At 38.5% G+C, this 13,016-nt stretch carries 12 protein-coding genes and 1 pseudogene; 10 read left to right on the forward strand and 3 right to left on the reverse strand.

Going from position 1 to position 13,016, the window contains the following annotated elements; translation table 11 throughout:
* Positions 1–167 precede the first annotated feature (167 nt).
* From PH210_RS15755 to PH210_RS15765, 3 genes are all read right to left on the reverse strand, one after another.
* Positions 168–1,244 carry a GIY-YIG nuclease family protein gene (locus PH210_RS15755; protein ID WP_289986806.1) on the reverse strand — a complete coding sequence of 359 codons (1,077 nt, stop codon included), beginning with the start codon at positions 1,242–1,244 and terminating at the stop codon, positions 168–170.
* A gap of 99 nt (positions 1,245–1,343) precedes the next feature.
* Positions 1,344–1,715: a DoxX family protein gene (locus PH210_RS15760; protein WP_354669996.1), complete on the reverse strand. Its 372-nt coding sequence runs from the start codon at positions 1,713–1,715 to the stop codon at positions 1,344–1,346.
* A 90-nt stretch (positions 1,716–1,805) separates the two neighbouring features.
* Complete coding sequence (locus PH210_RS15765) at positions 1,806–2,108, reverse strand: EthD family reductase (protein WP_289986808.1); 303 nt, start codon at positions 2,106–2,108, stop codon at positions 1,806–1,808.
* A gap of 307 nt (positions 2,109–2,415) precedes the next feature.
* On the opposite strand from PH210_RS15765, the gene PH210_RS15770 reads away from it, so the two are divergent.
* The 10 genes and pseudogenes from PH210_RS15770 to PH210_RS15815 all read left to right on the forward strand — a co-directional run bounded on the left by PH210_RS15770 (position 2,416) and on the right by PH210_RS15815 (position 12,931).
* Positions 2,416–3,180 carry a MerR family transcriptional regulator gene (locus PH210_RS15770; protein WP_289986809.1) on the forward strand — a complete coding sequence of 255 codons (765 nt, stop codon included), beginning with the start codon at positions 2,416–2,418 and terminating at the stop codon, positions 3,178–3,180.
* 129 nt (positions 3,181–3,309) lie between these two features.
* Entirely contained in the window at positions 3,310–4,926 is a 1,617-nt protein-coding gene (locus PH210_RS15775) for an acyl-CoA dehydrogenase family protein (protein ID WP_289986813.1), read from the forward strand.
* A gap of 215 nt (positions 4,927–5,141) precedes the next feature.
* The gene (locus PH210_RS15780) at positions 5,142–6,155 is read left to right on the forward strand and encodes an ABC transporter ATP-binding protein (RefSeq protein WP_289986814.1); all 1,014 of its coding nucleotides are present in this window, start codon (positions 5,142–5,144) and stop codon (positions 6,153–6,155) included.
* Positions 6,136–7,104: an ABC transporter ATP-binding protein gene (locus PH210_RS15785; RefSeq protein ID WP_289986817.1), complete on the forward strand. Its 969-nt coding sequence runs from the start codon at positions 6,136–6,138 to the stop codon at positions 7,102–7,104. Before PH210_RS15780 ends, PH210_RS15785 begins: the two co-directional genes overlap by 20 nt.
* A gap of 51 nt (positions 7,105–7,155) precedes the next feature.
* Entirely contained in the window at positions 7,156–8,772 is a 1,617-nt protein-coding gene (locus PH210_RS15790) for an ABC transporter substrate-binding protein (protein WP_289986888.1), read from the forward strand.
* A 69-nt stretch (positions 8,773–8,841) separates the two neighbouring features.
* Positions 8,842–9,849: an ABC transporter permease gene (locus PH210_RS15795; protein ID WP_289986819.1), complete on the forward strand. Its 1,008-nt coding sequence runs from the start codon at positions 8,842–8,844 to the stop codon at positions 9,847–9,849.
* Between the two features lie 12 nt (positions 9,850–9,861).
* Positions 9,862–10,761: a nickel transporter permease gene (nikC, locus tag PH210_RS15800; RefSeq protein ID WP_483312117.1), complete on the forward strand. Its 900-nt coding sequence runs from the start codon at positions 9,862–9,864 to the stop codon at positions 10,759–10,761.
* Between the two features lie 371 nt (positions 10,762–11,132).
* Positions 11,133–11,588, forward strand: a pseudogene (locus PH210_RS15805) (shikimate kinase); the annotation flags it as partial.
* 9 nt (positions 11,589–11,597) lie between these two features.
* Positions 11,598–12,362, forward strand: a complete 765-nt coding sequence (gene aroD / locus PH210_RS15810) for a type I 3-dehydroquinate dehydratase (protein ID WP_289986890.1) — start codon at positions 11,598–11,600, stop codon at positions 12,360–12,362.
* A gap of 143 nt (positions 12,363–12,505) precedes the next feature.
* On the forward strand, positions 12,506–12,931 hold the full coding sequence (locus PH210_RS15815) for a DUF4395 domain-containing protein (RefSeq protein WP_289986821.1): 426 nt from the start codon (positions 12,506–12,508) through the stop codon (positions 12,929–12,931).
* Positions 12,932–13,016 lie beyond the last annotated feature (85 nt).

Below are 13,016 nucleotides of genomic sequence, written 5' to 3' on the forward strand. Positions count from 1 at the left end.
AGTGGGTTTTCAAGGACATTAAGGGTAAAAAGAAAGTTTTTTTGAAATAATAATTTTATTCGGAAAAATAGAATTTTCGTTTAAAATAACTCTTAGGAAAATTAAATATGTTTCGAGGATTCTGAAATAATAAAAGCCCTTGGTTCTTTAATTGCAAAACCAAGGGCTCATTTATGATGATAAATTAGTTCATAAAGGGCTTCATCTATTAAGGCTGTTTTTTTAGATTCAATCCCATTTTCAGGAATAATTTTAAAGCTGCAGTTTTCGCTCTTTATATAACTATAGATGATTTGTGCTTCATCAAGGTCATCTTTGCTAACTTTCGCAGGGGAAGAGGCCTTATTAGAATAGGTTAATATTTTTTCTTTTATGTTCGAAAGAAGTTCAAGCTCAGTTGTACTTCCCAAATGATACTTTTCACTAAATAAAATTTTATTTCCCTTAATAAAAAACAGTTTAAAAGTGGAGTCCGTTAATGATTCCCTGACTACGAAATTTTTATCTTCTTCAGTAAACTCAATGACTTGCTCCTTATAGATAATAGCGTTTATTGCATCTAGTATGTTTCGATATTTTGCCGCAGCCTCAAAATCAAATTGTTCGGAAGCATTAATCATGCTCTGATTTAGTTCCTCAAGTATGCTAAAGTCGGTGCCGCTAAGTAAATCAATTATTTTATTTATAATGTTATCGTAAAGATCAAGCGCTTGTCCTCCAAGACACATGCCAATACACAATCCTAAGGAATAGTTTAAGCATGGCCCATTTTTCATAAAAGGATTACTGCAGCTTATTTTAAATGCTTCTTTTAATCCTTGAATGGCTCTTTCTGCCGTGTATTTGTTTATAAAGGGCCCAAAATATTGATTAGTGTCATTATCAATAAATTTATCTGTTACTTCTAAAATTTGATAGTCTTTTTCCATTTTAATAACGATATAGGTATATGATTTTGGACTTTTCATCTTTCTATTAAAAATTGGCTTGATTTCTTTTATTAATTTACATTCCAGCATGAATGCTTCAAATTCTGTATCTGTAAGGATATAGTCAAAATCATTTAGGTTTGCCACGAGCTTTTTTATTTTTTGTGGATGAGCTTTTAAGTTTTGAAAATAAGATTGCACTCTTTTCTTAAGACTTTTTGCTTTTCCAACATAAATGATTCGGCCTTGGGAATCTTTCATCAGATAAACCCCAGGTGACAGAGGCAGGTTCTTTACCTTTTCTTTAATATTCAAATGCATTCCCTCTCTAAACAATTACTTGATAAATGTTATTTTAACACACTAAAAAACCAAATTGGTTTTAACAATCTGGTTTCTACTTGGATTGAATGTTCAATTGGGATACCTCTTATATAGATAGAAGAGTAATACTATCATCACAATATCTAATCTCGCATTAAAAGCAAATTGCAGCAGACCGGTATTTAATGTTGGCAATTTGGTTAAAATAAGAGCTGCAATCATTATTCCAATTAAAGGAATCACGGCATTTTTAACCGCTTTATTAACCAATATTAAAAGGCCGCAAATAATTTCTAGTAAGATAACAACCTTTAATACTATGTAAGGATAGGGTAGTCCTAAACGGAGAAAACTGCTTGCTAGTTCAGCACTCATTAATTTCATAAGTCCAGATGTAATAAATACATAGGCCACTGCAAATCGAATTAGATTGCTTGTTGAAAATGAAGTATAAATGAGAATCCCCCCTTATCCATAAATGTATGCAAAATCTGGGACAATCCATTACAGAAAAATAAAAAGACCCTATTTCATAGGATCTTCCCTTCGATTCTAATCTACTATCGCAACTACAGGGGGCTTATTCAAGAATTGCATAAGATTTAATACATCTCCTTGCACTTCACGACCCTCTGGAGATGCTAATGCCTGTCCTAAAGTCTGTGGATCATCAAAATGAAGCTCTGCAATGAGAAATAAATCTTCATTGGTATTTTGAGCTTGTAACACGTGATGAATTTCAGCCCCTTTAAGATTAGGGATTCTTTGCACTAGAGGTATATGTACATTGTAATAATACTTTTCAAATCCCTCTTTATCTTTTGGTTGATTATACATAACAATAACCTTTGCCATAACCCTGCCCCTTTCAAAATTACGTGATGTTTTTTACCTAATACCATTATAAAGGGGAAAAATTCCTAGTTTTATCAAAACTATTCGACAAATATTTCTTTTAGTGCACCTTGATGCCTCTTTTGGTGCATCTTTTGGTGCATCTTTTGGTGCATCTTTTGGTGCATCTTTTGGTGCCTGACACCACTCGTGGACATTTGTCCACGGGTGGTGTCAGGCACCATTTTTTTTAACGAAAATTAGGCAAAATATGAATTGACATTGACGCTGCGTTAAGGTGTATCGTTAGCTATGAGGAGATGATCGAATGGAATATACAGTGCAAAAGCTAGCAAGTCTCGCGGGTGTCAGTACCAGAACGCTCAGGTATTATGATGAAATTGGAATTCTTAAGCCGGCAAGAATCAATTCGTCAGGATACCGGATTTACGGGCAAGCAGAAGTGGATAAACTCCAGCAAATTCTATTCTACCGAGAATTAGGAGTAGGCTTGGACAGCATTAAAGAAATCGTTACAGCTCCTTCTTTTGACGGTGCAAAGGCCCTCAGGGAACATCGCGAAAAGCTCCTCGAAAAGCGGATTCAATTAGATTTATTAATTGCTAATGTTGAAAAAACAATAGCACTATCAGAAGGGAGAATAAACATGTCAAATAAAGAAAAGTTTGAAGGCTTTAAGAAAAAAATGATAGATGATAATGAGATAAAGTACGGAAAAGAAATTCGCCAAAAGTACGGAAATGATACGGTCGATAAATCAAATGCGAAACTGCAAAATATGACAGAGGAGCAGTATGCGGAAGTTTCAAAGCTGGCAGAACAAGTCCAGGAAACCTTGGCGGATGCTTTTAAAACAGGTGATCCTGCAGGGGAGCTGGCGCAAAAAGCAGCCGACCTTCATAAGCATTGGCTCACTTATTATTGGCACGAATACAGCAAAGAAGCCCACGCAGGACTTGCACAAATGTATGTCGATGATGAAAGATTTACCGCCTATTATGATAAAGAAAAGCCAGGGACGGCAGAATTTTTAAGGGATGCCATCCTTATTTATACTGGAATGAAAAAATAGACAATAAAAAGACCCTTTTAATGTCCCAAACCTTACAGGGTCTTTTGCTTTTTGATTTATTGTAACTTTGCCTTTATAATGAATACTGAAAATTATGAAATTTCAACCAAAAAGGGAGTGAGCCATTCCATGAACCTAGCTTCCCAAGAGACTGAAACAAGAGGAAAAAATACGTATTCTTTTGATGAATTCGTAGAAAAACGTGAAAATCTTGACTGGTACCGTGATGAACCGTATTTGCAAAGAGCAGTGAGAAAATTTACTGGGTCCCAATTTGAGACACTCCACGAAAACATTCTTTCTTTCTCACCTACTGTTTCTACGAAATGGAACCAATTAGCTGAACGAATTGCCAGACCAGAGGTTAGGCCATATATGCTTCATTATGATGCATTTAATCATCGAATTGATCGCATTGTCCGGCCTATGGAAGTCCATCAATTAGAACGCGGGGTTTTTGGGGAAGGTCTTTTTTCTAGCAAAATGCCTCATTGGGAAAGCTTTGTGAAGAGAATGCTGATTCACCAAATTGGCGAAGGCGGAGTTACTTGCCCTCTAACATGTACCCATGGATTAATAGCTCTGTTAGAGCAATTTCCAAATGAAGAATACCCAGAGCTTCAAGAAATTTTGCAGCATACAAAAGAAGGAATAGACGGCGAATTTGCAATTGGCGCCCAGTTTATGTCAGAAATTCAAGGCGGTTCGGACCTGCCGGCAAATATTCTTGAGGCCGTTCCGGATGGAAAAAATTATCGCCTATATGGAAATAAGTTCTTCTGCTCTGCAGCCCATGCGGATTATTCAGTTGTTACAGCCAAAATCTCTGGCACAGATAAAGTATCTACATTTATTGTTCCTGCTTGGCTCCCCGGTGATAAGGAAAAAGAAAAACGCAATGGATACGAAATTAACCGGATAAAATGGAAGCTTGGTACCGCCGAATTGCCGACTGCCGAAATTCAATACAATGGGGCATTGGCCTATCCGATAGGTCCTAAAGACAAAGGGATTGCTGTCGCGGTTGGCATTGTTTTGACCTTGTCCCGGCTAGAGATCGGCATTGCCTGTGCAGGATTTATGCTGCGGGCATCAAGAGAAGCCAGGCTTTACAGCGATTTCCGAACCGTTTTTGGCAAAAAAGTAAATGAATACCCGCTTGCTGCGAGCAAGCTGAAACGAATTGAAAAAGCTGCTAAGCGTACAACTGCAGGTGCTTTTAAAATCTACGATTTGTTTTTGCGTTTAGAAAAACCTCTTAATCCGGGCATAAAATCAGATCTTCCAATTGATACTCGAAAACAATTGTTTAACTTACGTGAACTTATTTTATTACAAAAAATTTGTGCAACCAATGAAGGTGCTGAGATATTAAGGGATACCATATCAATGTTTGCCGGGCATGGGGTAATGGAAGAGTTTTCTTCCCTGCCGCGAATTTTTCGTGATGTTGTTGTTAATGAACAATGGGAGGGCCCGCGCAATCTACTATTAACGCAAATTTATCGTGATCTCCAAAGAGTGGCAGACTGGTATTCTCCTAGAGAATTTGTGAGCAGTGTTTTAAAGGGTGCACATCAAGATTTAATTAAGAAATTCTCTGAACAGCTGGAGCATTTACTGCAAAGTCCTGTTTTAGGAGAAGTAAGCGAGGCTTCAATTGAAGCAGCGGATGAGTGGGATAAGTTCTGTGATTCCTTCTTCAAATCTTATCAGGAAGTGGCACTAAAAGAAATCGGACAATAGAATTTTAAAAAAATAAAAAAGCCTGACACCTATCTGAATGCGATGTTGTCAGGCTTTTTTTAAAGCGCTTACATGTATGGGAAAGTTGGATAAAAATTTAATTATTGACAAGTATCAATAAAAAAGCAAAAATGATTATATATTGAATAGTTATAAAATTTATTATTTTAAAATATTTCTCTGTAATCAGAAAATACTATTAGGTAGGTGTCAGTGTGATTAAAGAACCTATTCTTCAAATAAAAGACTTAAAGGTATCATTTCAGTCTGGGAAAAAACTTTTACCAGCAGTTGATGGTATCAGTTTTGAATTGAAAGAAGGAGAAATTCTTGGAATTGTAGGAGAATCAGGGAGCGGTAAGAGTGTTACATCCTTGGCTGCGATGGGGCTAATTCCTTCCCCGCCAGGTAAAATTGAAAATGGAGAAATTATTTTCGAAGGTAATGATTTAAAAAACATATCCGAAAAAGAATGGCGAAAAATCCGTGGAAATCAGATCTCAATGATTTTCCAGGAGCCGATGACTTCCTTGAATCCGTTATTTACGGTTGGAAATCAACTGATGGAAGCAATTCGATTACATACAGATCTTTCAAAAAGAGAAGCGATTGTTCGAAGCATCGAACTATTAAAGTTGGTCGGGATTCCAAGGGCAGAAGGAATACTAAAGGAGCACCCGCATCAGCTGTCAGGCGGAATGAGACAAAGGGTCATGATAGCCATGGCGATGGCCTGTAATCCAAGGGTATTGATTGCGGACGAGCCAACGACTGCGCTCGATGTTACGATTCAAGCGCAAATCCTCGCGTTAATGAAGGATTTAAATAAAAAAACAAATACTTCCATTATTCTGATTACCCACGATTTAGGCGTCGTGGCGGAAATTTGTGAACGTGTCATTGTAATGTATGCCGGTCAGATAGTGGAACAGGGTGATGTCAGAAGAATATTAAAGGATCCTCAACACCCTTACACAAAAGGCTTATTGAAATCAGTTCCTGACTTAAGAGGAAAAAAAGACCGTCTTTATAGTATTCCGGGAACCGTTCCGACACCGGGGACGGTCCATAAAGGCTGCCGATTTGCCGCGAGATGCGCCGAACAATTCGGGAGATGCCATGTGGAATCACCAGATTTATTTCATTTGGAAAAAGACGGACATGAAGTCCGCTGTTTCCTACATACATTGAAGGAGGCGAGTGGCCAGCATGTCAGAGTTACTTCTTGAGGTAAATGGACTTAAAAAATACTTCCCAATCACTGGCGGCGTTTTTGGAAAGAAACAAGGGGAAGTTAAAGCAGTTGATGATGTTTCCTTCTATGTTAAAAAAGGGGAAACGTTGGGCATCGTTGGTGAAAGCGGCTGCGGAAAATCGACAACAGGCCGATTGCTCATGCGCTTGATTGAAGCGAGTGATGGGCGAATTGTTTTTGAAGATAAAGAGATTACAAGAATGTCGAAAACAGATTTAAGAAAAATCCGCAGGGATATTCAAATGGTGTTCCAGGATCCCTATGCTTCGTTAAACCCTAGGCATTCGATTGAGCAGATTTTAGAAGAGCCGTTGATCGTCCACGGCATCGGGACAAAGGAAGAACGAAAAAAACAGGTAAAAGAAATGCTCGAGGTAGTAGGTTTAAGCAGCTACCATGCCAAGCGATATCCGCATCAATTCAGCGGCGGGCAGCGTCAGCGGATCGGAATTGCCAAAGCATTAATGACAAAACCAAAGTTGATTATTGCGGATGAGCCTGTATCTGCACTGGATGTTTCCATCCAGGCACAAGTTCTTAATCTAATGAAGGACATACAAGAAGAATTCCAACTTACATATATATTTATTGCCCATGATTTAGGTGTAGTGCGTCATATTAGTGATCGGGTAGGCGTAATGTATTTAGGCAGATTAATAGAATTAGCTGAAAGTGAAGAGCTTTATGAAAATCCAAGGCATCCATACACGAAGGCCCTCCTTTCGGCTGTACCAATACCAGATCCAGATTTGAAGAAAAGAACAATTTTAATTGAAGGTGAATTGCCAAGCCCGGCAAATCCTCCTTCAGGCTGCGCTTTCCATACTAGATGCTCTCAAGTGATGGATATTTGTAAAACGGCAAGACCTGCGGAACAAAATCTCAACGGTCATTATGTTGCCTGTCACTTATATAACAAGTGATGGCCGGCATTCATGATAATTAAAAAAAGAATTAGGGGGTAAAAAATGCTTATGAAGAAAAAGTCTTTTAAACTGCTGTTGATTTCGCTTTTAGCCATCAGTATGTTTTTAGTTGGCTGCAGCAGCAAAACGAATAATGAATCAAGCGGCAAGAAGGAGCCTGCTTCTGGCAATAGCTCGAAAAAGGATACACTTGTATACGGTCGCGGTGGGGATTCCACTTCTCTTGACCCGATTACAACTACTGAGGGTGAAGCCTTCAAAGTAACCGAAAATATTTATGAAACATTGTTACAGTATGGTGAGCAAGATACGACTGTTAATCCTGGACTTGCTGAAAAGTGGGAAGTTTCTCCTGATGGATTAACTTACACCTTCCATCTTCGTCAAGGAGTAAAGTTCCATGACGGAACTGATTTTAATGCAGATGCAGTAGTATTCAACTTTGATCGCTGGATGAACGGTGATTCTGACAAATTCCCTTATTACACAATGTTTGGCGGATATAAAAAAGATGAGGGCCACGTAATTAAGGAAGTGAAAGCACTTGATGCAAACACAGTTCAATTCGTGTTAAAGCGTCCACAAGCTCCGTTCTTAAAGAACCTAGCGATGTCTCCATTCGGAATTGCCAGCCCGACAGCTGTGAAAAAATGGGGCGACGATTTCAGAAGCCATCCGGTTGGAACAGGACCATTCAAATTTGTTGAGTGGAAACAAAATGATACTATCACTCTCGAAAAGAACCCTGACTACTGGCAAAAAGGTCTTCCTAAGTTAAACAAAGTCATTTTCCGTGTAATTCCTGAAAACACTGCACGTCTAAATGCTCTTGCCAACGGTGAGATTGACGTAATGGATGGATTAAACAATTCAGATGAAGCAACTGTTAAGAGCAACAACAAGCTTCAAGTAATCGAACGTCCTTCTATGAACGTTGGTTATATTGGTTTAACAACAACTCGCAAACCATTCGATAACAAGCTTGTTCGCCAAGCGATCAACTATGCTATCGATAAGAAAGCGATCATTGATGCATTCTATGGCGGTAAAGCACTGCCAGCTGTTAACCCAATGCCTCCTTCCATTGAAGGATATGACAAAGACATTCAGCCATACCCATATGATTTAGAAAAAGCTAAAGCATTATTGAAAGAAGCTGGCTACGAAAAAGGTTTCTCAATTGATTTATGGGCAATGCCTGTAGCACGTCCATATATGCCAGAAGCTCAAAAAGTTGCTGAGGTTATTCAAGAAAGCTTGAGCAAGATTGGTGTTAAAGCAAAAATCCAATCTGTTGAATGGGCAACATACCTAGACAAAGCGGCAAAAGGCGAGTTTGATATGTTCATGCTTGGATGGACAGGCGACAATGGAGATCCTGATAACTTCCTTTATACTTTACTAGATAAAGATAGCATTGGAAGCAATAACTACTCCTATTACAGCAATGATGCTCTTCATGATGTATTGATTAAAGCTCAAACTGAAACTGATCAAGCTAAACGTAACGATCTATACAAGAAAGCTCAGGAAATCATCCATGACGATGCTCCATGGGTACCACTTGTACACTCTACACCATTATTAGCAGCTTCAAAGGATGTCGTAAACTATTTACCACACCCAACTGGTTCTGAAGCATTAACTAAAGTTGATTTTAAATAATCATTTGTGAAAGGGGAGGAGCATTGCCTCCCCTTTTGTTAACGAAAATGTTAAAAAGAGGTGATAAGCTTGTTTACATATACGGTCCGACGCTTGTTTTCATTAATACCAGTATTGTTTGGGATGACTTTAGTTGTTTTTGGTATTATTCATGCCATTCCGGGAAATCCGGCCCAGGTTATCCTCGGTCAGAGGGCAACAAAAGAAGCCATTGCCGTATTATCGAAACAACTGGGGTTGGACAGGCCTTGGTACATACAATACGTGGATTATCTAAATAAACTATTACATGGGGATCTAGGGACTTCACTTCGGACAAGGGGCCCGATAAACCATGAAGTATGGCCATTTTTAGCGGCCACAATCGAACTCACAGTCGTTGCCATGGTAATTGCTATCATCATTGGTGTAAATGCAGGGATTATTAGTGCTTGGTTTTCGAAATCCTGGTTCGATTATGTCGCAATGGTCCTTGCACTAATTGGGGTTTCACTGCCGATTTTCTGGCTTGGTTTAATGATGCAATGGGGATTTGCAAATGAATTAGGCTGGCTCCCGACTACTGGAAGAGAAAATGTCAGGGATCCCGTCTCGGCCATTACCAATCTCTATTTAATAGATACGCTTATACAAGGAAGGTTTGACCAATTTGGTACAGTTATCAAGCATCTGATCCTGCCAAGCTTTGCTCTTGCAACCATTCCAATGGCGATTATTGCAAGAATGACACGTGCAACGATGCTAGAGGTAATGAGATCTGATTATGTACGAACTGCTAGAGCAAAAGGTCTTAGAATGTTTTGGGTTGTGTACAAACACTCTTTAAAAAATGCTGTAATCCCAGTACTTACCGTCATTGGTTTGCAAACAGGACTTTTATTAGGCGGTGCGATTCTAACGGAAACAATCTTTGGCTGGCCGGGAATTGGGCGATATTTATACGATGCAATTGGTTATCGCGATTATCCAGTTATTCAATCCGGGATTTTAATTATTGCAGCAATCTTTGTCCTAATAAATTTAATCGTGGATCTATTATATGTGGTTGTTGATCCAAGAATTAAATATACGAAATAGGGGGGATTACTAGTGGCTGAACTGGCAAAAAACACAGCGGACATTACGATGATGCCTGCCGAAGAAAAGCTTACACCTCCGTGGAAGGAGGCGTGGCAATCCTTCTATAAAAATAAATTGGCCGTGATTGGCTTAGGGATTGTTCTCTTTTTTATTATTTTAGCCATCGCCGCTCCATGGGTGGCACCGTATAGTTTTAAAGGTCAAGTATTGACTGAGCGGATGCAGGCTCCATCTTCTAAGCATTGGTTTGGAACAGATGACTTTGGCAGGGATATTTTTTCGCGGGTAGTTTACGGAGCAAGGATTTCTTTATGGGTTGGTTTTTTCTCTGTATTGGGATCTGTGGTTATCGGAACTTTTCTAGGGATCGTGGCTGGATATTATGGACGCTGGATTGATAATATCATATCTCGTATCTTTGATATCATGCTTGCTTTTCCGAGTATTCTTTTGGCGATTGCAGTTGTGTCTATCCTTGGACCATCCTTGCAAAATGCACTTATTGCGATTGCGGTGATCAATATTCCAAACTTTGGCCGCCTTGTTAGGTCTAAGGTGTTAAGTGTAAAGCAAGAAGAGTATATAATGTCAGCCCGTGCGGTTGGTATGAAAGATGCACGAATCCTTTTCCGTCATATTTTACCGAATAGTATTTCCCCAGTAATCGTTCAGGCAACCCTGGCTATTGCGACTGCTATTATCGAGGCAGCTGCCCTGGGCTTTCTAGGATTAGGTGCCCAGCCTCCTACACCAGAGTGGGGGAAAATGCTGGCGGATTCAAAAAACTACATTACCCAGGCACCGTGGACATTGATTTTTCCAGGTCTGGCCATTATGCTGACCGTCCTTGGATTCAACTTAATGGGTGATGGCCTGCGTGACGTGCTCGATCCGAAAATGAAGCAATAAACTTTGAGACTCCGTGTGGGGTCTCTTCTTTTTTTTGATTAGCGGATTATTTGTAGAATATGCTATTAAATTTGTAGAATGTATCTTATTAATTGTAGTAAGTGCCTTCAGAATTGTAGAAAGTATCCTTAAATTTGTAGAAAAGATTGTCGAATGTAGAATGTGCCTTCAATATTGTAGAATGTGGGTATAAATTTGTAGAATGTACCTTAATAATTGTAGAAAGTGTCCAGAAATTTGTAGAATTGTTCAGCTTTAAGGCTTATAATTGAAAAAAATTCAGAAAAATCACTTCAATTTATTGCTTAGTCGTAGGGGGATCGAAAAAATTGAATATTGATCGTGAAAAAAGCATTGTGTTTATCGGATTCATGGGTGCTGGGAAAACAACAATAGGTAAACTAGTAGCACAAAAACTGAATCGAGAATTTATCGATATAGATGAAGAGATTGAAAAGGAATTTAATATACCTGTATCGCATATATTTAAAGAATTCGGAGAAAAGGTATTTAGAGACAGGGAAAAAAGTTTAATTACGAGTTTGAGCCAACAAAAGAATGTCATAATATCTGTTGGCGGGGGAGCATTCTTACAGGAAGAGATTAAAAAGGTTTGTTTATCTTCCTCTATAGTAATTTTTCTAGATATAGCTTTTGAGAGTTGGAAGGAACGATTAAACTTAATTATTGATAGCCGGCCGGTATTGCAAGGGAAATCAATTGAGGAAATGCAAGAGCTTTTTTACAATAGGCAAAAAGTTTATGCAGATTATCATTTGAAAATTCAAACCGAAAATAAAAATCCAGAGGAAATTGCAAACCAAATCTTAGAGAAAATGAAAAAAACAATAACGATTAAAGGTATTACAATTGGGGAAGGGACACCAAAAATCTGTACGCCGATGGTTGGGAGGTCAGTATCAGAATTAAAAAATGAAGCATTACATATTAAAACAATTGATGCAGATATTGTTGAGTGGCGGGTCGACTTTTTTGAAGGGGTAGAAGATTTTTTGAAGGTAAAAGAAGCTCTTAAGGAAATCCGAGGTATCCTGCCAAATGTTCCGCTAATCTTTACATTTAGAAGTGAAAGAGAAGGTGGAGAAAAGGAATTAAGTAATCAAACCTACTTAGAATTAAACAAAGCAGCCGCGGAAAGCAGAATGGTAGATATCATTGATGTTGAGCAATTTTATGATGAAGGTATTGTTAAATCCTTAATTGAAACAGCACACTCAAATGATGTGTTCGTCATCATTTCTAATCATGATTTTGAAAAAACACCTCCCAAGGATGAAATCGTGTCACGGTTACGTAAAGCGCAGGAGCTAGGCGGAGATATACCGAAAATAGCGGTAATGCCAAGAAACACGGGAGACGTGTTAACCCTATTAGATGCGACCAACACAATGAAAGAACTTTATGCCAATATGCCTATTATTACCATGTCGATGGCTGGTAAGGGGGTTATCAGCAGAATTGCTGGAGAGGTATTTGGATCCGCAATTACATTTGGAGCTGCCCAAAAGGCATCCGCACCTGGACAGGTACCGGTGGATGACTTACGCAAGGTCTTGGAAATCCTGCATTCAAATTTATAAATAGTAATAGGAAAGAAAGTGCCCCGCCAGGTACTTTCTTTTTTTTTGGAAAAAAATAATTAACCTCACTCTATACAAAACTTAATAAAGAGGGTAAAATTACAATAAATCATACAATTCCAATTTGAAAGGTAGGGATTTAGATGACAAGCAATATTCGTTCAATCCCACGTCCTCTCGTAAAAACAAACCAGTGGAGCATTGTCCTTAGTGTTGTATTAACATGGGTAACTGGACAGGAGTCGTTCTTATTAATTCCTTTAGTTGCAGGTCTACTTGGCCTTTTATTTGGCTTTAATCCAATTATGCAAATAGCAAAATTATTCTTAAGAAAAGAGCCATCGGCTTATATTCCTGAAGATTGGGACCAGCAGCAATTTAATCAAAAAATAGCTATTTCATGTTTAGCCATTGGTTTTATTAGTTTTATTCTTGGTTGGGACACATTAGGTTATGTATTTACAGCTTTAGTAGCAATAGCAGCATTTGTGGCCATTCTAGGTTTTTGTGTTGGCTGTTTTATTCATTATCAATGGAATCAGTACAAATACAGACGTGCACATCAATAAGGGAAATATTAGAAGCGGAAGCAGGAATCATTAACAGTCGATTCCTGCTTTTTTGTTTACAAATGCATAAAATTTGTATAATCTT

The sequence above is a fragment of the Paenibacillus sp. BSR1-1 genome (genome assembly GCF_030403775.1).
Classification (GTDB): domain Bacteria; phylum Bacillota; class Bacilli; order Bacillales; family Cytobacillaceae; genus Neobacillus.